18 protein-coding genes are annotated in these 21,231 nt (G+C 39.6%); 6 read left to right on the top strand and 12 right to left on the bottom strand.

Translation table 11 applies throughout. From position 1 onward, the window contains the following. Positions 1–8: 8 nt before the first annotated feature. On the bottom strand, positions 9–2,471 hold the full coding sequence (locus tag AC07VK_RS20775) for a glycoside hydrolase family 31 protein (protein ID WP_492962843.1): 2,463 nt from the start codon (positions 2,469–2,471) through the stop codon (positions 9–11). A gap of 339 nt (positions 2,472–2,810) precedes the next feature. Here AC07VK_RS20775 and AC07VK_RS20770 point away from each other — a divergent pair, with 339 nt between their 5' ends. After that, positions 2,811–3,938: a TlpA family protein disulfide reductase gene (locus AC07VK_RS20770; RefSeq protein ID WP_492962845.1), complete on the top strand. Its 1,128-nt coding sequence runs from the start codon at positions 2,811–2,813 to the stop codon at positions 3,936–3,938. A gap of 136 nt (positions 3,939–4,074) precedes the next feature. Here the strand turns inward: AC07VK_RS20770 and AC07VK_RS20765 are convergent, their stop codons facing one another. Beyond that, positions 4,075–6,999, bottom strand: coding sequence for a TonB-dependent receptor domain-containing protein (locus tag AC07VK_RS20765; RefSeq protein ID WP_492962847.1), 2,925 nt, complete (start codon positions 6,997–6,999; stop codon positions 4,075–4,077). A gap of 196 nt (positions 7,000–7,195) precedes the next feature. Between AC07VK_RS20765 and AC07VK_RS20760 the strand changes: the two genes are divergently transcribed. From AC07VK_RS20760 to AC07VK_RS20750, 3 genes are read left to right on the top strand one after another with little or no spacing between them, the layout of a single operon-like run. After that, positions 7,196–9,625 (top strand): penicillin acylase family protein, encoded by a 2,430-nt coding sequence (locus tag AC07VK_RS20760; protein WP_492962849.1) that lies wholly within the window; start codon positions 7,196–7,198, stop codon positions 9,623–9,625. Positions 9,626–9,631: 6 nt separating this feature from the next. Further along, entirely contained in the window at positions 9,632–9,991 is a 360-nt protein-coding gene (locus AC07VK_RS20755; RefSeq protein ID WP_138820517.1) for a hypothetical protein, read from the top strand. Positions 9,992–10,010: 19 nt separating this feature from the next. Continuing rightward, positions 10,011–10,994: a LuxE/PaaK family acyltransferase gene (locus AC07VK_RS20750; RefSeq protein ID WP_492962851.1), complete on the top strand. Its 984-nt coding sequence runs from the start codon at positions 10,011–10,013 to the stop codon at positions 10,992–10,994. Positions 10,995–10,997: 3 nt separating this feature from the next. On the opposite strand, the gene AC07VK_RS20745 is transcribed toward AC07VK_RS20750, so the two are convergent. Genes AC07VK_RS20745 through AC07VK_RS20710 form a run of 8 tightly spaced genes read right to left on the bottom strand, consistent with a single transcriptional unit; the run spans position 10,998 to position 15,207 of the window. Beyond that, on the bottom strand, positions 10,998–11,435 hold the full coding sequence (locus AC07VK_RS20745; protein WP_492962853.1) for a Fur family transcriptional regulator: 438 nt from the start codon (positions 11,433–11,435) through the stop codon (positions 10,998–11,000). Positions 11,436–11,455: 20 nt separating this feature from the next. Next, positions 11,456–11,905 (bottom strand): hypothetical protein, encoded by a 450-nt coding sequence (locus AC07VK_RS20740; protein ID WP_492962855.1) that lies wholly within the window; start codon positions 11,903–11,905, stop codon positions 11,456–11,458. Further along, positions 11,902–12,339, bottom strand: coding sequence for a hypothetical protein (locus tag AC07VK_RS20735; RefSeq protein ID WP_492962857.1), 438 nt, complete (start codon positions 12,337–12,339; stop codon positions 11,902–11,904). The genes AC07VK_RS20740 and AC07VK_RS20735 overlap by 4 nt, the downstream gene beginning before the upstream one ends. Continuing rightward, positions 12,336–12,776 (bottom strand): hypothetical protein, encoded by a 441-nt coding sequence (locus AC07VK_RS20730; RefSeq protein WP_492962859.1) that lies wholly within the window; start codon positions 12,774–12,776, stop codon positions 12,336–12,338. The genes AC07VK_RS20735 and AC07VK_RS20730 overlap by 4 nt, the downstream gene beginning before the upstream one ends. Before the next feature lie 16 nt (positions 12,777–12,792). Then, a complete protein-coding gene (locus tag AC07VK_RS20725) occupies positions 12,793–14,007 on the bottom strand; it encodes an ABC transporter permease (RefSeq protein WP_492962861.1) in 1,215 nt (404 codons plus the stop codon). After that, positions 14,007–14,633 carry an ABC transporter ATP-binding protein gene (locus AC07VK_RS20720; protein ID WP_492962863.1) on the bottom strand — a complete coding sequence of 209 codons (627 nt, stop codon included), beginning with the start codon at positions 14,631–14,633 and terminating at the stop codon, positions 14,007–14,009. The genes AC07VK_RS20725 and AC07VK_RS20720 overlap by 1 nt, the downstream gene beginning before the upstream one ends. Continuing rightward, on the bottom strand, positions 14,626–14,784 hold the full coding sequence (locus AC07VK_RS20715; protein ID WP_492955430.1) for a hypothetical protein: 159 nt from the start codon (positions 14,782–14,784) through the stop codon (positions 14,626–14,628). The genes AC07VK_RS20720 and AC07VK_RS20715 overlap by 8 nt, the downstream gene beginning before the upstream one ends. A gap of 27 nt (positions 14,785–14,811) precedes the next feature. Further along, a complete protein-coding gene (locus AC07VK_RS20710; RefSeq protein ID WP_492962865.1) occupies positions 14,812–15,207 on the bottom strand; it encodes a MerC domain-containing protein in 396 nt (131 codons plus the stop codon). Positions 15,208–15,293: 86 nt separating this feature from the next. Here AC07VK_RS20710 and AC07VK_RS20705 point away from each other — a divergent pair, with 86 nt between their 5' ends. Then, positions 15,294–16,496, top strand: a complete 1,203-nt coding sequence (locus AC07VK_RS20705) for a GTP-binding protein (RefSeq protein WP_492962867.1) — start codon at positions 15,294–15,296, stop codon at positions 16,494–16,496. Positions 16,497–16,861: 365 nt separating this feature from the next. Here the strand turns inward: AC07VK_RS20705 and AC07VK_RS20700 are convergent, their stop codons facing one another. Further along, positions 16,862–17,578 carry a LytR/AlgR family response regulator transcription factor gene (locus tag AC07VK_RS20700; RefSeq protein ID WP_492962869.1) on the bottom strand — a complete coding sequence of 239 codons (717 nt, stop codon included), beginning with the start codon at positions 17,576–17,578 and terminating at the stop codon, positions 16,862–16,864. Continuing rightward, the gene (locus AC07VK_RS20695; RefSeq protein ID WP_492962871.1) at positions 17,553–18,668 is read right to left on the bottom strand and encodes a sensor histidine kinase; all 1,116 of its coding nucleotides are present in this window, start codon (positions 18,666–18,668) and stop codon (positions 17,553–17,555) included. Before AC07VK_RS20695 ends, AC07VK_RS20700 begins: the two co-directional genes overlap by 26 nt. A gap of 202 nt (positions 18,669–18,870) precedes the next feature. Between AC07VK_RS20695 and AC07VK_RS20690 the strand changes: the two genes are divergently transcribed. Further along, the gene (locus AC07VK_RS20690; RefSeq protein WP_492962873.1) at positions 18,871–21,231 is read left to right on the top strand and encodes a TonB-dependent receptor; all 2,361 of its coding nucleotides are present in this window, start codon (positions 18,871–18,873) and stop codon (positions 21,229–21,231) included.

Genomic DNA, 21,231 nt, shown 5'->3' with positions numbered 1-21,231 from the left:
TAAAAGATTTACAGACTTAAAATCTGTATATCGGTAAAGTTTTTATTGCATTTAAAATGCAGGATATTCTGATCATCGGTATAAAAATCTTTCACCTCTTTATTATCGATAATGATCTTTTTCACCTGAAATTTTACGCCGATCACATTGCAGACATAAAATTCATAATTAGGCGTATACAATCCTTCATTACGCTGGTTCACTTTAATGGTCTGGGTATCGCCTTTTACAGTGAATTTCTTTTCCAGATAAATATCCTGCTCGTAGGCAAACGTATCACCATGATCTTCGTACATGTACGAATTAACCTCATAATCGCTATGATAGATATTCAATACTACTTCGGTAATCGATTTTTCATCAACATACTGCATTACCGGATATTCTGGCAAAACTGTACCTGCCCTTACAAACATTGGCATACTGTCTATCTTCGCATCGACCGTATATTCGTTGCCGCCATCCAGGATTTCATTAGTCCAGAAATTATACCAGGTTCCTTTTGGAAGATAAACTTTTCTGGAAATTGCACCCTGCTCTAAAACCGGGCATATCAATAGTTTATCACCATAGCAAAATTCATCCTGACGGAAACTGTTGCTGATATTTTCTTGTTCAAGCATCACTAAAGGCCTTAAAATAGGAAAACCGTAACGGTGATGCTCCCAGAAAACTGAATACAGGTAAGGCATTAAGCGGTACCTTAATTCGATAAACTTACGGTTGATATCTTCGAAAAATTGGCCAAAACTCCAAGGTTCCCGTTCAGCGGTATCGCCGGCAGAGTGTGCGCGCATAAAGGGAGAAAATGTACCTAGCTGGATCCAACGGGTAAACAATTCGCCATCTGGCTCACCACTAAATCCGCCGATATCTGTTCCACAGAAAGGCACGCCAGAAACCGATAAACGCTGGCACTGGATATTCCCAATCTTTAAATGCTCCCATGTAGCAATATTATCGCCGGTCCAAACACTTGCATAACGCTGCATGCCCGAATAACCAGCCCTTGTGATCGTAAACGGACGTTTGTTGCGCATCAGTTTTTTTAACCCCTCATAGGTAGAACGCACCATCTGCATGCCATAAACATTGTGTGCCTTACGGTGCGAGCCGCGGTAACCATCATAATTATGGCGGACATCGTTAGGAAAAGTTCCTGAACCAAACACAGCTGGTTCGTTCATATCGTTCCAGAAACCTGCAACGCCCATATCTACCAGCTCCTTGTATAAATTACCCCACCAGCTCCGTACTTTTGGATTGGTAAAATCGGGAAACTGACAGCGCCCTGGCCAAACATGCCCTTCCATATAATAATCGTCGCTACGGCGACAGAAAAATCTTTTCTCTTTACCTTCTTTAAAAACCCAGTAATCGTCATCTACCTTAATTCCAGGATCGATCATCACCACGGTTTTGAAACCATCGTCAGATAGTTCTTTAATCATTCTCCGCGGATCCGGAAAGTATTTTTTGTTCCAGGTGAAACAACGGTAGCCATCCATGTAATCGATATCCAGATAAATGGCGTCGCAAGGGATTTTACGTTCCCTGAACTGTTTGGCTATTTCTTTAACTTTTGTTTCGGGGTAATAACTCCAGCGGCACTGCTGATAACCCAAAGTCCATTTTGGTGGCATCGGGTGTGTTCCCGTTAAAGTTGCATAACGTTTAACCACATCCATAATATGCGGACCATGGATATAATAGTATTGCAGTTCTCCGCCATCGGCCCAGAAACTGGTTTTATTTACATCTTCCGATCCGAAATCGAAATACGATTTAAAGGTATTATCGAAGAAGATGCCATAGGCAGCCTGATTGTGCAAACCGATATAAAAAGGTATAGTACGGTAAAGCGGGTCCTGGTTCCAACCGAAAGAGTAAGCATCGGTATTCCAGTTTTCGAAACGGCGCCCCCGCAGGTTAAAATTACCTGATTTATCCCCCAAACCGAAGAAATTTTCTTCAGGGTGGCATTTTTTGGTTGCATAGATATAATAACCGCCAAAATCTACATTTTCTTCCCAGTGCATAGAATTGGCCTCATCAACCATTACTACATTGGTAATATTATCGGAAAAAGAAATGTGGAAATTTGCTTTTTCTATTTTACAGGTTACCGCATGGGTAGAGATCGTGAAATGATCGTCGTGTTCCTGCATTTTAAAAACAGAAACTTTTTGATCTACTTCGGGTACGGCATAAGAAAAATCATCTAAGAAAACGCCATGAGGAGCCAGGCGAACGCGGATAATATCGTCACTTACCACCCGAACTTCTACTCTTGCATCGCCATCAGAAAAATAAAAACGGTTGCCCTCCTTTTTTACTTTTTTAACTGCACCAAGGTATTGTTTAACAATTGGCTTTACCGATATATCAACTGGATTGTTTAAATGCTGTATTTCTTGCTCCTTTTCGATCAGATCACTTGTCTCGTTAGGTTTGTCGTTTTGCGCTTCCATCCTTATTTATTCAAAATTTTAAATTCATGGTTCTTAAACCGGGATGTGCTTAAGAAAGTACTATAATACAAATATTTTACAAAAGGGGTGTAGCTTTTTTATGAAAAGATTGTTTTAATAGTGTGATTTTTACACTAAGTCTGTTGTTTCACAATTTTACCTGATGATTTAACCGAAGCAGTGGACAATCAACCTTAACCAAATTCTTTAGAACTTGGATTAAAAAAATCTGGTTCATTTTAACATAAGATAACATCTGTTCTGGCACAAAATTTTTCATTAATACTTATTATTGCATTTTAACAATGCTAATTAAGAGCTTTACCCAACTAGCCCTACATGAAAAAAATTGCCACAGCTTTAGTCCTTATCTCCTCACTTCCACTTTTTACCTTTGGGCAAACACAAAACTTGAAAACCTTTACCATTTCTGGAGAGGTAAATATTGATACCGGAACTGTTCAACTGCTCCCCAATGAATTAAACACAACGCTTTATCCAACCGGTTTTAAACCGGTAACGGCTAAAATACATAAAAGAAAGTTCAAATTTAATGGACAAGCGGACGGTCCAGTATGGATCTATTTTAAAATTGGAAACAAATATCAATCTGCGGGTACAGCCATAAGTGCAGGAGAGCAGCATATTTCTATTGATACTGCACTAAATTATGGAGAGCCCATAAATGATAATTTAATTATGAAGGATGCTAAAAATTATGACAAGGCATTTATTCAGGTAGAGGAACAGCGCAGGCAATACCGGTTACATTACGATAGTTTGTTCAATATTTATGGCAAAAAATTTCCCGAAGAACTTAATCTTAAATCGATGAAGGAGCTAAAAGCAACTTATGTGGTTCACGATGCTACTCTTTTGTCTTTTGTTAAAGAAAATCCAGACTCTTATTATGCGCTTTACAAACTATACTCCCTTTTAAATTTTGGCTATAATGCCACCCTGGGAAATACCTTTGAACGTTTTTCTACGCTGCTCAAAACATCAAGACTTGGCCAGGCAACTTTACAACGGATTTCATTGTCGAAACAAATAGCTGTTGGAGAAACACTTCCAAACTTTAAAGTTGCCGACTTAAGAGGAAAAAAAATGGCAGACGATCCATACAATTCCAATAAATTAACACTTATAGATATGTGGTATAGCCATTGCATGCCTTGTATCGCTCAGTTTGAAGACTTAAAAGCAATCAGAAACGAATTCCATGATAAGGGATTCGAGATAATTGGAATATCAACAGATAAGTCCAAGTATGTAGAAGACTGGAAACTTGCTATCAGCAAATACAGCCTTACATGGCCTCAATTTTTAGATTTGAACGGCATTGAAACCAGCAAATACGGTATCCACATTTTCCCAACAAGCTTACTGGTTAACCGACAGGGTAAAATTGTAGCTACGGGACTTTCTACTGTAGAATTAAAAGATTTTTTAAAAAACAATCTCTAGCACTTTCCAATTAAAGCGGATTAATCACCAGTATTTTGATATTTCTCTTCAAATATATCAAATGAATAAAAGCGTATTGCACAAAAAAGCCTTCTATACTTTTAGCATAGAAGGCCCTTAAAACTCAATTAACTGATTATGGATTAAAACTAATGGCAACGTAATAGATAGCGCCTGCCTGCGGGTTACCGTAAGAAGTAAAATAATATTTATTCAAAACGTTCGAACCACCCAGTTTAACAATTGATTGTACTGAAGGGATCCTCAAACTCACCTGCGCGTCTAAAGAGCTGTATGCAGGTACCTGACCTGAAGCAAAAGAAGAATTCCAGTAGAATTGGTCTTGCCAACGATATGCCAAATTAAAACCAAAGTTTTTAATAATTTCTTTATTGCCAAAACCCAGGTTGTAACGGATTTTTGGGGTGTTGAAATCGTTAATGTAATTAACTGGTAAATCGCCTATTTCGTTATAGGAAACGTTACCACTGATGCTATATTTACCCACTAAATAATCTAAACCTAACGCTGCACCATAAGAAGTTACCTTACCTTCTGCATTAACCGGAACACCGAATTTAACAAAACTTCCATTAACATTCTGGTAAACATCTACTGCAGTGATAAAATCTTTGTAAATGTTGTAATAACCATAAGCATCAACCAATAAATTTGGAAGAAGCAATCCTTTATAACCTAACTCATAAGATTGAACACTCTCTGGACGGACACCTTTTGAATCAAAAGTATATTGTTGCAATAATGCCGGATTAGGGGTACCTGTTGCAGCAGCCGAGGCTAAGAACGCGCGGTAACTCACGTCTGTATAGGGCTTGTTGGTATCAAGGTGGTATTTAGAAAACATAATTTCTGGCAAACCACCAATCAATCTTTGTGATCCCCCACCAACTGAAAGGTCGATGTACTGATTTTGTGTTGTTGGATTACGGTAACCTGTTTGATAAGAAACCCTGATGTTGTTATTTTTGGCAACAGTGAACACTCCAGTTATCCTTGGTGTAAACCGGCCTTCAAAATTCTGGCTTTTATCATAACGGCCTGCAAAAGTAAATTTAACTTTATCGTTAAAAAGTTTTTTACCGATCTGTGCGAATGCACCGTATTCTTTAATATCGATAGATTCATTTAGATCATTAAAAATTGTTCCGGCTGAATTTAAGTCATATAAACGATAAGATGCACCCACCTGAAACTCTAACACTTTATCAAAAAGATTGGTAAAATTGTACATCCCTTCGTAGTGATACAGATTTGACTTATCATCGAATTTCGCCCCGTAAACACTTTTTGAAGGATCCACAGAATTAATACTTGTTGCACTGATTGTGGTATTCATCACTTTATCTTTTGCAACTTCAAACTGCGGGCTACCTGGTTCGAAACGGCCTTGATTGGCAACTCCTCTTGCAAACGCGTGTGCGGCGGCATCATTTTGCCCTGCTGCTCTTGCACCAACATAATTGCCGATATACTGCGGAAACCAGCTTGTTGATGGTTTAGATATTTCGTTAATATAACTACCCAAAATAGAAGAAATATAAGAATCGCCCGAACGCTCTTGAGTAGTATAGGCTTTTACAAAAAAGTCTTCACCTTTTACTTCTAATTTATATTGGCCAATATTAAAGTTACGCAGAGAATAACGGTCGGAACCAGTATAAACTGAAGTTCCAGTACCCCAATTAGCCAACGCTACGGCTTGCACGGTACTGCTAATGTTGTAATACAATGCACCCGATGCTTTTAACGATTTGGTATTATAATCAACCAGGTTTTCTTCGTTATAACCTGTTCTGGAAATATTCTGATCAGGAATTAAACCAGCTTTCAAGCCCACGTAAAAAGGAAAATAATTTTGTACCGGAGCACGCAGTGCTGATGGTAAGCCGGCTAAAAACCCTGCCTGTTGTGCTGGATTTGGAATAGCGGCACCAAAAGTCCCGTCCATTAATGCTTTAATATTTGGTATCAAACCACCAGAGCCCGTATTGATTCCGGCGATAGTTGCATTTTGAACACTTAACGCTACATTACGCATATTCTGGCTCACCTCGTCACCATAGCTGTTTATTCCGTCGTAATTCGTATCGCTGTTTCTATCACCGCCTTTCACACTTCTGGAAACCCTGTCGAAGTTCGAGTAATTGTTACCAATCCAATCTTTGGCCTGCAGGAATGAAAATGCAGCTTTTACCCCAAATTTATTGTTCCATGATTTTGCCATGCGCACATCCAGCTGATTGAAAGGCTGCACGCTGCTGTTATCATCATTAACATGGTTTACCCCTGTTTTATACTGAAAACTTGCTCCGGGATATTTAAAAGGATCTTTGGAAGTCATTAACAAAGTACCGTTGATACCACCCGCACCGTAAAGGGCAGATGAAGCACCCGGTAAAAGTTCTACATTATCTACATCGAGTTCCGTTATACCCACAATATTACCTACAGAGAAATTCAGTCCTGGTGCCTGGTTATCCATTCCATCGATATATTGGTTAAAACGGGTATTACCATTTGAATTGAAACCACGTGTATTAATCGACTTGAAAGTTAAACTCTGCATGCTGCTTTCTACGCCTTTCATATTGTTCAGGGCATCGTAAAATGACGGCGCCGCGATTTCCCTGATGGACGCTGCACTCATCCGCTCGATAGAAACCGGCGATTCTAATATACGCTCAGGTGTACGTGATGCCGAAACAACCACATCACCTCCCAATACAACCGCAGTTTCCAGTTCCAGGTTAATACCCGAAGTACTTCCGGTAACCTGCTGTTCTACTGTACCATAACCTACATAAGACGCCACCAGCGTAAAGGGAACTTTAGCTGTTGTTGTAAATGTAAAACTACCGTTGCTTGTGGAGGCCGTACCGCCAGACTGTCCTTTGATGGTTAAACTAACTCCTGCTAGTCCTTCTTTCGATTGCTTATCTTTTACGGTTCCGCTCACCGTAATACTCTGTGCCTGTGCCGCCATATTGCCTGCGTACACAAATAATAACACATAAAAGATCTGTGTAAAAATTCTGCTCATAAACGATTGTTAATTTGGTTGTTTGTATTATTAGTTATATAAACTTAAATTCTTTTTTTGAATTAAACAAATTATGTAAGCATAATAATTTCAATTCAAATTATAATTTTGATTGATATACAGTTTGTTGTATTTTGCATTAAACATAAACCGTCATTTTGCCCTATCTTAGCAAAAGACTTGTTAGCTAGCCATTATGAATAAAATTAAAGCCCTGTTCTGCATCATCATTCCGATAGCATTAGCTTTTTTATTTAACACCAAATTAGGCAGTACGCCTCCCTTGTTAAAATTCCTAAATCCTTTTATGGGTTTCTGGCAAAATGCAGAAAACAATCATTTTATGTTCAACCATAAAGCGAAGATTAAAGGGGCAATAGATCAAATCGAAATCGTTTTTGACGACCGCATGATTCCACACATTTTTGCGCAAAATGATCACGATCTGTACCTGGCACAAGGCTATGTAACGGCCATGCACCGCCTTTGGCAAATGGATTTTCAAACCCGTTTTGCAGCCGGACGAATTAGTGAGGTGGTGGGTGATAAAGCCATCGAGGTAGACCGTTATCAGCGCCGGATGGGCATGGTTTATGGCGCAGAAAACTCGTTAAAAGGCATGATGGCCAATCCTAAAGCAAAAGAAATGATCTTAGCTTATACCGAAGGGATTAATGCCTACATTAAAACGCTTTCTAAAGCCAATTACCCATTAGAATACAAAATACTCGATTTTAAGCCCGAAAACTGGACGCCGGTAAAATGTGCTTTGCTCCTAAAACAGATGTCGGCAGTGCTGGCCATGGGTTCCGACGAATTTTACATGACCAACATCTTAAAAAAATTCGGGCCCGAGGTGACCAAAAATCTTTTTCCGGATTACCCATTCCGCGAAGACCCGATCATCCCTGTTGGCACAAAATGGGATTTTTCTCCCTTACCAAGCCCTAAAACACCAGAAAGCTTCACTCAGGCGCAAACCGGCGAGGTTAAAACAACCGAAAAGGTTGAAGGTATCGGTAGTAATAACTGGGCTTTATCTGGCGCTAAAACGGCATCAGGATATCCAATCTTAGCAAACGACCCACATTTGGATTTAACACTTCCTTCAATTTGGTACCAGATTCAGCTACATGCACCGGGTGTAAATACATATGGTGTTTCTTTACCCGGTGCGCCTGGGGTAATTATCGGCTTTAACCAGAAAATAGCATGGGGCGTAACCAATGTTGCTGCTGATGTGCTCGATTTTTACCAGATCAAGTTTAAGGATTCGAGCCATAATGAATATTGGTATAACAATAAATGGAAAGCCACAACCAAAAGATTAGAAACGATTAAAATCCGTGGCGGAAAAGATGAAATTGATACGGTTTACTATACCCATCACGGACCAGTGGTATATTTCCAAAAACCAAAATACGGCAGGGCTGATAATGTACCTGTTGGTGATGCTTTAAGATGGATTGCACATGATGAGTCGAACGAGCTCATGACTTTCTATTATTTGAACCGCGGTAAAAATTATAACGACTACCGCAAAGCTTTAACTTTTTATACCGCACCTGCACAGAACTTCGTTTTTGCCAGTGTAGATAATGATATTGCCATTACGCCAAATGGTAAATTCCCTTTAAAATGGAAAGATCAGGGCAAATTTATACTGGACGGTACCGACCCGGCTTACGATTGGCATGGCTGGATCCCGAATGCACAGAACCCAACAGTTAAGAATCCGCCACGCGGTTTTGTAAGTTCTGCTAACCAGTCTTCTACCGATACTACTTACCCATATTACATTAACTGGGAATTTGCACCTTACGAGCGGGGCAAAAGGATTAACGACCGCTTATCGGCCATGAACAAAGCTACCTTAGATAGTATCCGCTTGATGCAGACCGATAACTACAGCATTATGGCGCAGAACCTGGTTCCTGCTTTATTGCCCTTATTGAATAATGAGCAGCTAAACGCAACACAAAAAGAAGCATTGGCTTACCTGAACAAATGGAACAAACGTTATGATGCCCATGAAATTGCAGCCAGCGTATTCGAAATATGGACCAAACGCCTGTCTCATGATATCTGGGCGGACGAATTCGAGGTTAAAGGAATCCCGATGCGTTACCCTTCGAGAGACCGCACGGTGGAAATGATCCTGAAAGAACCCAATGCAACCTGGTATGATAATATCAATACCAGCAAAAAAGAAACATTATCTGACCTGGTAAACGAAGCTTTTAAATATAGCTGCGATAGTTTGGAAAGACGCTTTGGGCCGATAAACAAAGATTGGGACTGGGCAAATGTAAAACAGACCAATGTACCACACCTGGCTAAAATACCAGGATTTGGTTCGAAGGTTTTACAGATTGGTGGCGCGAAAACAGCGATTAATGCTTTGAGCGAAGCCAACGGACCTTCATGGCGGATGGTGATTGAACTGGGTAAAACGCCAAAAGGACACGGGGTTTATCCAGGCGGTCAATCAGGTAATCCCGGAAGCAAATTTTATGATAATATGATCGATACCTGGGCAAATGGTAAATTGTACGATCTATTTTATATGCAAAGTCCTGATGATAAATCGGGTACGGTTATTTCTCGTTTAAAAATTTCTAAATAGGCTAAAATGGTTTTCATTGTTATATTAATAATCTGTTTCCTTTTACAAATGATTGCCCCCTGGTGGATCATTATTGTGATTTCTTTTGCCACCTGTGGCATTATCGGCAAAACAGGAAAAATAGCCTTCTGGCAATCTTTCCTTGCTATTTTCTTACTTTGGATCGGCTATGCTTTATTTAAAAGCTTGCCTAACGATAATGTACTCGCTGGCCGTGTAGCGATCATGACAGGTATAAAACTGTGGTGGGCATTGTTATTGGTTACTGGTATTTTAAGCGGTTTGGTGGCAGGAATTAGCGGTTACTGTGGCTATCAGTTCCGCATGGCGATGCTGGCGAAAAAAACTGACGAGAAAATAGCATAATGCTTCGTACTTTTGCCCTGTGAATTTAACAGCTAACGATATATTTTCTGTAAAAAGTACCGATGCGTTTAACGCCCTTGCCTTAAGCATTTTTAAATTACAGGCTCAAAACTGCAATGTTTACCGCGAATATATCTTTCATTTAGGTGTTGATGCGGATGAGGTGAGCGAAATTGCACAGATCCCATTTTTACCCATCAGCTTTTTTAAAAGCCATTCTATTCTCAGCAGTATCGATCCTGTAGAAATTACTTTCAGCAGTTCTGGCACTACGGGTATGATACAGAGTAGCCATCATGTAACCAACGTTAAATTGTATGAGCAGAGCTATCTACAGGCTTTTGCCCAATTTTATGGAGACATCACCGAATATTGCTTTTTGGCCCTACTCCCATCCTATCAACAGCGAGCTGGTTCATCGCTGATTTACATGGTCAACGATCTGATCGAAAAAAGCAGGCATCCACAAAGTGGTTACTTTTTATACAACCATGACGAATTGCTGAAAACCCTCATAGATCTTAAATCAAAAAAACAAAAAACCGTTTTAATTGGTGTTACTTATGCCCTGCTAGATTTTATAGAACAATTTGAAATCGATTTCCCCGAGCTGATTGTAATGGAAACGGGAGGAATGAAAGGGAAACGTAAAGAAATGGTACGGGAAGAACTTCATGAACAATTGACCAAAGGGTTCGGGGTAAATGCGATCCATAGCGAATATGGAATGACCGAACTACTTTCTCAGGCTTATTCTTTGGGTGAAGGTATTTTCAACTGCCCCAGCTGGATGCAGGTTTTAATCCGCGACACCAATGATCCTTTAAGTTTAATCGAAAATGGCAGAACCGGGGGCATTAATGTAATCGACCTGGCCAATCTCAATTCCTGCTCATTTATTGCCACGCAGGACCTTGGCAGAATAAATCCTGATCAAAGTTTTGAAGTATTGGGCAGATTTGATAATGCCGATATCAGGGGATGTAATCTTTTGGTGCAATAAACGCTAATTTACCTTATCCGAACAGCTTGCGCATAAACCGGTAGCAATCAGGTTAAGGTGCGCTACCTTAAATCCTGCCGGAACTTTTAATGCCGGAATTTTAACGGTATCCAAACAGTAAATTTTATGGCAGTTATCGCAGTTAAAATGCACATGTTCATCATGGTGCTCGTGTGCACTGCAGCCATCAGAGCAGATGGCATAATTGGCGGTGCCCTGTTGATCTAAAACCTTATGGATAATCCCTTTTTCTTCAAAAGCCTGCAAAACACGGTATAAAGTAACTCGGTCTGCATCCTTGCCCATCACCTGCTCCAAATAAGGCTGAGATGTTGCAGAATCTCTTCCGCTCAAAATCTCCAGCACCTGCAAACGTGGGGCAGTTCTTTTTAGTCCATTTTTAACTAAAAGTTTTTCGAAACGCGCTGTTTTGTTTTCCATAGCAATACAAAAATAAGCAATTAATTAATCAGTTTGGCATTCTTGATGCTTATTGGCGGCGCATAGCTCGCATCCTTTTGCTCCAATTTCAAAATCCCTCTAACCCGGATAGGTTTTTCACTATACACTACGGCATTTTCCATCTCTATCATAATCATTACCGGAATACCATTCTGCCCACAAAAATAACATTGGTTAATGGGCAGCGTAGCCAAAAGAAATTTCTGTTGTTTCTGTCCACTTTTTATAGGGATCAGGTAACCTGTTAAATCGAACTCCCTATTCTCAAAACGTCTGATCGATTCAGTAAATAAGGGCAAAAGTTCATTCTTTTCGGTAAGTTCAAATTTCACCGAGCCGATTACATCCCAGTTTAAAGAACGCAACTGATCTTTTGAGCTGTGCTTTTGTGTTTGTGCGGTAACTGAGCAAACCGAAAACAGAAAGAAAATAAAATGCAAATGTCTCATCGTTTTATAGCATCTAAAAGAAAAAAAGTAGACCGGCTATCACCAGAATCGTTGATTATAAATTTGCCTTTTAGGGTAATCGGCTCATCGGTCCAGGTAATCGCTTTTAAAGTCTTCACTTCTATCATCGAAGGAATATCGCCCGTGCCACAATATGGGCAGGAAGCAAGGGGCACAATAGAAAACATAAACTCGCTGAAGCTATTGCCAACTTTAGTAGGGATAATATAGCCAGGAAGCTCGATTATCTTATTATGGATTGCCTTTAATGCAGGTGGAAAAACAGCCTGCCAAACCAATGGTTTTACCTGCTTATCGTACTTTAAGCCAATCAGGCTCCAGTTGGGCGTGCGCATATCGGTATGTACATTTACCTGCGCAACAGCCGTAAAAGAGTTCAATATCAATAAAACTGTTATATATTTTTTCATCATAACTGTTTTGCATTTAAGAGAAGAAACTCGCTCCTATCATCACCCGAATCATTAATAATGAATATCCCTTTCAGTTTGATCGGTTTTTCGGTAATGGGAATAGCCGTTAACATTTTCACCAGCACCATTGATGGAATATCGCCCGAGCCGCAGTATGGACAGGATGCAATGGGTACAATAGAGAGCATAAATTCGCTAAATTTGGAGCCTACTTTTGTTGGAATGATATAACCTGGCAGCTCGATAACCTTATTGTGTAATGCTTTTAATGCCGGTGGAAAAACGCTTCCCCATTTCTTTGGCGCAATTTCGGCATCATACCTTAAGCCGATTAGGTTCCAGGTAGGCGTGCGCATGTCGGTATGCACCTTAACCTGCGCCGCTACTACGTGGATAACTAAACATGAAACAACCAATAAAACCAATTTCTTCATCATATTAACCTCAACCAGCTTATCCGTTTTTGGTTAAAGTTTCGGCAATATCAACCTTGTAAATCTGCATAGCAGGGATAAGCGAGGCCAAAGCGCCGATAAACAGCCCGATCCAGATTAAATATACTTCCTGTGGAATTGCAATAAGCCCAGTTAATTTTGCCTGCGAAGATTCCTGGTAGGCTCCGATTACCTCAAGCGCAACATGGCCAATCAACAAACCCAAACAGGCACCGATAAACGTAACTAAAACCCCTTCAAACATGACCAGAAAAAACAGTTTCGATTTTGATGCGCCCAGACAGCGCATAATAGCCAGATCGTATTTACGCTCTTTCATGGCGTTATAAAGGCTGATAAAAATACTTAATGCGGCTATACCCATAATAAATATGGCAAACCATTGTAAGGTATCGATACCAACGCCGATCAGCGAAAACAACCTTGCACTTTCCATCGCCGGAGAGGCCGCCTGCATGTTTGTACTCTGGTTAACCATCCGCGGGAAAAGAATCACCGACATTGGGGATTTATACTGGATCAGCAAAGCTGTAATCTGTTTATCGTTAATCTCTCTGGCTTCTTCCCCAACGGCATGGCTATGGGCATGGGTATGCTTCTTTTCGTGCATTTTATACACACTGCCAATGTTAGTGAGGATCAGATTATCGGTTATATTTCCCTGTGGTTTTAAGATCCCTTTTACCTGGTAAGCATGTTGTTTATGAACATCCTCATTCCCGGTTAAACCATGTGCGCCAAAAAAAGAGTCGCCAATCTTGAGCCCCGATTTTAAGGCAACAGTGCTACCAAGGGTTACTTCTAAATCTTTATGCCAAAAACTGCCCTTTAGGATAGATAAACCGTAAAGATTTGAGAAAGTGCTATCAGTGCCAACAATCCGATAGCCATTATAATTATCGCCCAATGCCAACGGAACGGCCCTTTTAACCATAGGGCTATGCATTAATTTGTAAGCATCTTTAGCCTGAATATTTCCCGTTGGGTAATCGATATGGTAAACGCTGCTTAATATCAACTGTAACGGGCTTCCTTTTGCCCCCACAACCAGATCGATATCCCTGACATTTTTCTCCAGTTTGTTGCTAATCTGTGTAGAAGCCAAAAAAAGAATAGACAGGATGCCCACACCAAAGGCAACTAAAATAATATTCAAAATTGTGGTTAGCTTATTCCTGACGAGGTTTTTGCTACTGATTTTAAAGATATTCATTAGAGTAGATAGGTTTTAGTAATGTGGTCCAGAACCCTTCGATCGTGTGTGGCAATGATCAGTGCAGCTCCATTATCTTTAGCCTGGGCAGTCAGCATCTTGATTACCTGATTGGCATTTTTATCATCTAAGCTAGATGTAGGCTCATCAGCAATCAACAGATCGGGTTTGTTTACCAATGCACGCGCCACCGAAACCCTTTGCAACTGCCCCTGACTTAATTGATCAGGATAATTTTTAGCCAGCTCGGCAATACCCAGATCGTGCAAAAGTGAAAGATTCCGTTCATGATCTATAGAAAGCCCAGCCATTACCGCAGCAAGCGCTAAGTTATCGAGCACATCAAGTGAACGGATAAAATGTGGCCTTTGAAAAATGATACCGATATGTCTTCCCCTAAACCTATCCCGCTCTCTTGCAGGTAAAGTATATAAATCGGTTCCGTTAATTAAAACTTCACCCTGACTTGGCTCCAAAAGACCAGAAATAATGTTGAGCAGTGTGCTCTTTCCACTGCCGGATGCACCTAATAAAAGCCAATGCTCCATATCGGCAATTTCCCAGTATGGAAATTTTAATCTTCTCCCCTGCTCATAAACATGTGCCAGTGCACTGATCTTAATCATGATGTAATACCTTTTGCACTTTTTTAACGACCAGATTTTTGATGGCATAACGCCTGTACATTTCTATTCCATCATTTGTACCATGTTTACAGGCAGGGTTTAACATGGTGATAAACAACAATGCGGGGATAAATAAGATTTTATAATTCATTGACATATTGGTTAATAAGGATAAATTTCAGTGCTGATGATCTATGGGGCAAGACTTGAGCATTCTTAAATTAATGTAATGGGCAGCCGCAATGGTAAACCCACCAATCGGGATCAAAATCGGCTCTAACAACTCGATTCCCGAAAAATGCCCGAAAGCAATGCAGGCAAAGCCCGAAACAAGTACCAGGATTGGCATCATACGGTGATGTTGTTTCCGGTAGGCGACACTTAAGCTCCAGATACCGATAATCAATGAAACTGCAATCATCGTAATTTCAACCGCTTCATTGGCCAGGAAGCCCATATCCCACATCGGCAAAACAGTGATCAGGAATGGTAATGCGGCGCAATGTATGCCACAAAGTGTTGAGGCGGTAATGCCGATCCGGTCGAGGTTGATTTTATAACTCCGTAGTTTCATTAAAATAAATTTAGTCTGCAAATATAAAAGCAATATAGTTGCATTTAAAATAATCAAGACTATATTTGCAACATAATTGCATTAACATGATAAAGAAATTACCAGTAACCGTATTGAGCGGTTTCTTGGGCAGTGGTAAAACGACACTGCTCAACGCTATATTGAGGAATAAGCAAGATTTAAAAGTGGCCGTTATTGTGAACGATATGAGCGAGATAAATATCGACGCAGCAATGGTTAAAGATCAGCACACCTTATCTAAAACCGATGAAAAACTGGTAGAGATGAGCAATGGCTGCATCTGCTGTACGCTGCGGGAAGACCTGATGATCGAAGTGGAAAAACTGGCAAAAGAAAACCGCTTTGATTACCTTTTGATCGAAAGCACGGGGATATCTGAACCCATTCCTGTTGCACAAACATTTTCTTTTATTGATGAAGCTTCAGGTATTGACCTGAGTAGATTTAGCCGGTTAGATACCATGGTAACTGTTGTAGATGCTTATAATTTCTACAGGGATTTTGGTTCGGCAGATAAACTTGCCGACCGCAACATGGTTGATAATGTGGCTGATAAACGCACAATTGTAAACCTCCTTACCGACCAGATCGAATTTGCCAATGTAATTTTATTGAACAAAACAGACCTGGTAAGCGATACCGACCTTAAAGTACTAAAAGCATTAATTACAAGGCTGAACCCAAACGCCAAGATTTATCAGACGCTTTTTGGAGAAATAGATCCGGCTTTAATTTTAAACACAAGACTGTTCGATTTTGAATCCGCATCAGAAGGAGCAGGATGGAAAAAGGAGCTGGAAGAAATTCATCAGCCCGAAACTGAAGAATATGGGATAAGTTCAACCGTATTCCGCTCCAAAAAGCCTTTTCACCCTGAAAGATTATGGCATTACATCAATAAGGAATTTCCACCGAACATTATCCGATCAAAAGGCATATTCTATCTTGCTGCCATGCCAGAGCAAGCCATTAATTTTTCGCAGGCGGGCGGTTCCTTACGCATCGATCCGGCAGGGGTTTGGTGGGCAAGCATGCAACAGCATGAACGTGAACAATACTTGGATTACCTGGAAAACAGAACTGAAATTGATGCAGATTGGGATAGTGATTTTGGAGACCGTAAAAATGAACTTGTTTTTATTGGACAGGAAATAAATAACGATGAGCTAAAAAAATCGCTCGAATATTGTCTGTTAACTGATACAGAAGTGAAAAATTATAAAACAAAAAACACTTTTAGGAACCCTTTTGAACATATTTTACCTTAAAATGAAATAATAGTCGATGAAATGAACAAAAAGGTAGTTTTTCGATGATATTCTTAGGTTTTATTTTGCGTAAATTTGATTTACCCAACCAAACTTACGCTTATTATGGAACCCTCAGAAGAATTAACTTTAGTTAAAACCCGCTTATCTTGCCCGAAGTGTAAAAATTTCGAAACCTACAGGGTGCCAAGGGGGTTTCTCTTTAAAACGCTTATGCCATGGATTTCAGTTAAGAGATACAAATGTTATAAGTGTTTTAATAAGTTTTACGTATTTAATTAACATCTATAAGTTAACATCTCATTTGAGCCACTTTAGTGGCTTTTTTCGTTTCAGGATAAACTATTACTTTAAAAGCAGTCGCATTATTTAAGCGCGGCATGCTGCAGTTTTTTAAACACATATTCTTTATAACTTGCACCAATGGGCAATTCTTTTGTTCCAATTTCGATATCGTAAGCGGTAAAAGCAGTTATTTTTTTTAAGTTAACTATAAAGGAGCGGTGTATGCGCAAAAAAGCCTTGTCTTGAAGTTCAGTTTCCAAATCGCCGATTTTATATTTCGCTGTGATTTTTTTATCTGTACAATGAATTACGATGTAATCTTTTAAACTCTCTATGTATAATACCTCTTCTTTATTCAGGTTATGGAACTTGCCTCCCGCTTTTATGTAAATAAATTGCTGTGTGGTAACGGGTGATAATGCCTCAGATTTAACAATAGGGCTCCTTAATCTTAAATAACGGTCTACAGCTTTGAAAAAGCGGTCGAAAGTAATGGGTTTTAGCAGATAATCGATCAGATCAAGATCGTAGCCTTCTATTGCATATTCCCGGTAAGCCGTTGTAATAATTACAGCCGGTGGATTTTTTAAGGCTTTAAGAAAATCAATCCCGGTAATCTGGGGCATTTTAATATCCAGGAACATCAGATCAACCGGCACAGTCCTGAGTATCTCCAATGCTTTAATTGCATTTGAGCATGTACCCACAACCTCAAAAGTATCTAGCTGGTCAATGTGATTTTGGATCAACTGAATGGCCAGGGGCTCATCATCAACTAAAAGACACCTTATTTTCATAAATCTTATCTTTTTTACCTGTGTTGTTTTTTAGGTTAATATACAGTAAAACTACAAAGATATTATTGTGAGTAGTAATGCTCAGATCGTATTGTTTAGGATAAAGCAGCTGAAGCTGTTTGGTTATATTATTTATCCCGATCCTATTGTCATCTTTCTGCCTTTCCGGCATAAAACTATTTGAAACCATAAAACGGAAGCGGTTATTGATCAGCTTTAAATCTATATTGATTACAGGATCGCCAATATCTTCGCCGGCACCATGTTTAAAAGCATTTTCGACCAGGGAGAGCAAAATTAAGGGAGCAATAGTGGCATCATCGTCTGCCTCATGTGCAAAATTGACTTCTAAACGGCCACCATACCTTAGTTTTTCGAGTGCAATATAATTTTCAATCAGCGTAATTTCTGCCGATAAAGGCACATACATACCGTTGCACCTGTACAATACATGATCGAGAATTTCGGATAAACCTGCGATTGATTTTGAAGTAATTGGAGAGTTAACCAGCGAAAGCGAGTAAATGTTATTCAGCGTATTAAAAAGAAAGTGCGGATTTAATTGTGCCTTCAAAGCCTTTAACTCTGTTTCTGCCCTTTCCTTTTCTAAAGAAAGTTTATGCTGCTGTATAGCATATTGTTCTTTGATTAATTTAATAAAGGCAAAAATCCAGGCTGCAGAAAACGTTAACGGAAAGTAATGTGTAATAAGCTTGGGTACATCCATTGCAATTTCAAGGATAGTCTCCTGGCCAAATGGCGGTGTTCTTAAAAACGGTTCGAGCACATGCACCACCACTATTCTTGAACACAAACAGATGATGTAACTTCCTGCAAGAAAGTAAACGGCAACCACATAATAAGTTTTAGCCGTAATTAACCTGGGAATGATCAGGTAGGTTAGAAAATAGGAGGCGATAATGGTGAAGAAGATGTAGTAGGCGTGCCGAATCAGGATTTTATGAAAATCATTGTATTCATCAATGTCGTAACGGTTAAGAAACACAACAGAGGTAACCAGCCAAAAAACAATATGGCTAAGAAACCGGTGTGTGGAACTGAACTTGGCTATCCTCTCAATTAATGGCATCAACACAAATATACAATTCTTACCTATCCGAATTTGCACCGTCGATGAACGCAACAAAAATGCCTACCGATACATCCAAATGGGTGATGAAATAGGTTAAAGTCCAAAATACATCTTTTTGGATGCCATGCTTACCTATACGGCTTCAGACAGGTTTTGACTTTGTGTTAATATTCATATTGCAGGAAATTTAAAACAAACCATGAATCAGATTAAGCGATTGTGTTTCCTGCTCCTTTTATTACCGGCACTGAAAAGCTTTGCGCAAACCGAAGTTAAACTTACCGGAAGGGTTATAGATGAAAAAACCTCAAAACCGCTCGAAAATGCAGGAATTAAACTTTTATCGGTAACAGATCAAAAAAATTTAAAAAGTACTATTACAGATAGCAATGGCGAATTTACGCTCCTCACCCAGCCTGGCAGGTTTCACATTAAAATCGAATTTGTTGCCTACAAAACACAGCTGCTCGAAAACAGAGAAATAACCCAGGGCTTTAAACTTGCAGACATTATCCTGAAAGAAGATGTTCAGTTGTTGAAATCGGTCGATGTAACAGCAGAAAAAACTACGGTAGAATTAAGTTTAGACAAAAAAGTATTTAATGTAGGCAAAGACCTGATCTCTAAGGGAGGCTCTGCCAATGATATTTTAAACAATGTACCTTCAGTAAATGTAGATGCCAATGGCGCCATAAGTTTACGAGGTAATGGAAGTGTACAGGTACTCATCAATGGAAAGCCATCTATGCTGACCAATAACAATGGTCTAGAACAAATACCCGCCGGCAATATCGAAAAGGTAGAAGTAATTACCAATCCATCATCCAGGTACGAGGCCCAAGGTGGTGGCGGCATTATCAATATTGTATTAAAAAAGAATACTTTAAGTGGCTTTAACGGTTCAGTACAGGTAGGTGTAGGCGATCCGGCAAATTACAATGGTAATTTAAACCTGAGCTATAAAACCGAAAAAATCAATCTCTTTAGTAACATCGGTTATCGTTATCGGAACCTTTATGGATCGGAGCAACGATACCAAAGCGTTTTAAACAATGGGATACCGACCATACTAAGACAAAATAACGAGCAGGGAAGAAACGATGACCTTTATAATGTATACCTCGGAATGGATTATTACATCAATTCCAAAAACACTTTGACCGGAAGTTTTTATCATGATTTGCTGGTGAATAAAGACACCACGAATTACCGGTACAATTATTATAATAAAAACAATATGCTCGATAGTACAATTAACCGCTTCGAGAATTACAGAGAGCCGCAAAAATACAATCAGATCGAACTGAATTATGTAAAAACCTTTGATAACAAGGATCAAAAATGGAATACGAGTTTACAATATGTTTTCTGGAATGATGATGAAAACCAGGACATCTCCCAACAAAAAACTTTCCCAGCCACAAGTAATACCAGCCGTTTAACATCAAAGGATATTGAAAGCAGTGATGCGGTATTTATTCAGAGTGACTTTGTAGGCACTTTTTCTGGCAGTTCGAAATTTGAGGCTGGGATAAGGGCGAATATCAGATCCATCAGAAGTGACTATTGGGCCAAGGCAGATGATGTGTTGCTTCCGGCCTACAACAATAAGCTCAAGTACAACGAGAACATTTATGGCGCTTATTTTCAATACGAGAACAAATTCAAAAAGTTTAACTACCTGCTGGGCTTAAGGGCTGAATTGTCTGATATCGGCATTTCGGACCGACAGGGATCTTTTCAGGCTTCAAAAGATTATATCGATCTATTTCCTACCGCAAATATTACCTATAAACTGCAAAAGAGTACAGATCTGCGTTTAAGCTATAGCAGACGGATAAACAGGCCACAGTTTTGGCAGTTAAACCCGTTTTCAGGCTTATCCGATACGAGAAACTTAACCGTGGGCAACCCCGATTTAAACCCGATGTACACTAACTCATTTGAACTGGGCATCTTGCAAGGATGGGGAAAACTCACTTTAAATCCATCGATTTACTACAAACATGCCACCAATTATTTTGAATTTATACTCAAACAATCTGTTAATGGTTTTGTGAATACCCCTGTTAACCTCGATTATGAAGACCGTTACGGGCTGGAAATTTCAACGACCTACAATCCCCTATCCTGGTGGCGGTTATCGTGTGACTTTAACTATTATGCTTTTAAGCAACAGGGTACCTTTGAGAATAAAGAATATGGATCTGAAGACCATACCTGGTTTACACGCATCAATTCACGGATGAAGTTTCAGAAGAGTTTTTCGATAGAATACAGTTTTAACTACAGGGCCAAAAACACGGATATCCAATCGGTTAATAAAGCGCAGTACCGTGCTAACATCGCCCTTAGTAAAGACCTGTTTAAAGATAAAGTTTCAGTTACTTTAGCGGTAAACAATATTTTCGATTCGTTTATCGATAAGCAGATTACCTCAACAGATACCTATTATCTAGAATCGAATTTTAAAGGAATCGGGAGGCTAACCACCGCAACATTAGTTTACCGCTTTAACCGTAAAAAAGATGAAAAGGACAGGTTACCAGATCAGGAGTAG

This window comes from Pedobacter sp. GW821-FHT01D05, from assembly GCF_059422505.1.
Note: the sequence above shows the minus strand (reverse complement) of the source record. Positions and strands in the feature narration are given on the sequence as shown.

Bases quoted from the DNA above. Each gene is read 5' to 3' on its own strand.
- AC07VK_RS20775 (WP_492962843.1), bottom strand. From the start codon at position 2,471: ATGGAAGCGCAAAACGACAAACCTAACGAGACAAGTGATCTGATCGAA.
- AC07VK_RS20770 (WP_492962845.1), top strand. From the start codon at position 2,811: ATGAAAAAAATTGCCACAGCTTTAGTCCTTATCTCCTCACTTCCACTT.
- AC07VK_RS20765 (WP_492962847.1), bottom strand. From the start codon at position 6,999: ATGAGCAGAATTTTTACACAGATCTTTTATGTGTTATTATTTGTGTAC.
- AC07VK_RS20760 (WP_492962849.1), top strand. From the start codon at position 7,196: ATGAATAAAATTAAAGCCCTGTTCTGCATCATCATTCCGATAGCATTA.
- AC07VK_RS20755 (WP_138820517.1), top strand. From the start codon at position 9,632: ATGGTTTTCATTGTTATATTAATAATCTGTTTCCTTTTACAAATGATT.
- AC07VK_RS20745 (WP_492962853.1), bottom strand. From the start codon at position 11,435: ATGGAAAACAAAACAGCGCGTTTCGAAAAACTTTTAGTTAAAAATGGA.
- AC07VK_RS20740 (WP_492962855.1), bottom strand. From the start codon at position 11,905: ATGAGACATTTGCATTTTATTTTCTTTCTGTTTTCGGTTTGCTCAGTT.
- AC07VK_RS20735 (WP_492962857.1), bottom strand. From the start codon at position 12,339: ATGATGAAAAAATATATAACAGTTTTATTGATATTGAACTCTTTTACG.
- AC07VK_RS20730 (WP_492962859.1), bottom strand. From the start codon at position 12,776: ATGATGAAGAAATTGGTTTTATTGGTTGTTTCATGTTTAGTTATCCAC.
- AC07VK_RS20725 (WP_492962861.1), bottom strand. From the start codon at position 14,007: ATGAATATCTTTAAAATCAGTAGCAAAAACCTCGTCAGGAATAAGCTA.
- AC07VK_RS20720 (WP_492962863.1), bottom strand. From the start codon at position 14,633: ATGATTAAGATCAGTGCACTGGCACATGTTTATGAGCAGGGGAGAAGA.
- AC07VK_RS20715 (WP_492955430.1), bottom strand. From the start codon at position 14,784: ATGAATTATAAAATCTTATTTATCCCCGCATTGTTGTTTATCACCATG.
- AC07VK_RS20710 (WP_492962865.1), bottom strand. From the start codon at position 15,207: ATGAAACTACGGAGTTATAAAATCAACCTCGACCGGATCGGCATTACC.
- AC07VK_RS20705 (WP_492962867.1), top strand. From the start codon at position 15,294: ATGATAAAGAAATTACCAGTAACCGTATTGAGCGGTTTCTTGGGCAGT.
- AC07VK_RS20700 (WP_492962869.1), bottom strand. From the start codon at position 17,578: ATGAAAATAAGGTGTCTTTTAGTTGATGATGAGCCCCTGGCCATTCAG.
- AC07VK_RS20695 (WP_492962871.1), bottom strand. From the start codon at position 18,668: ATGCCATTAATTGAGAGGATAGCCAAGTTCAGTTCCACACACCGGTTT.
- AC07VK_RS20690 (WP_492962873.1), top strand. From the start codon at position 18,871: ATGAATCAGATTAAGCGATTGTGTTTCCTGCTCCTTTTATTACCGGCA.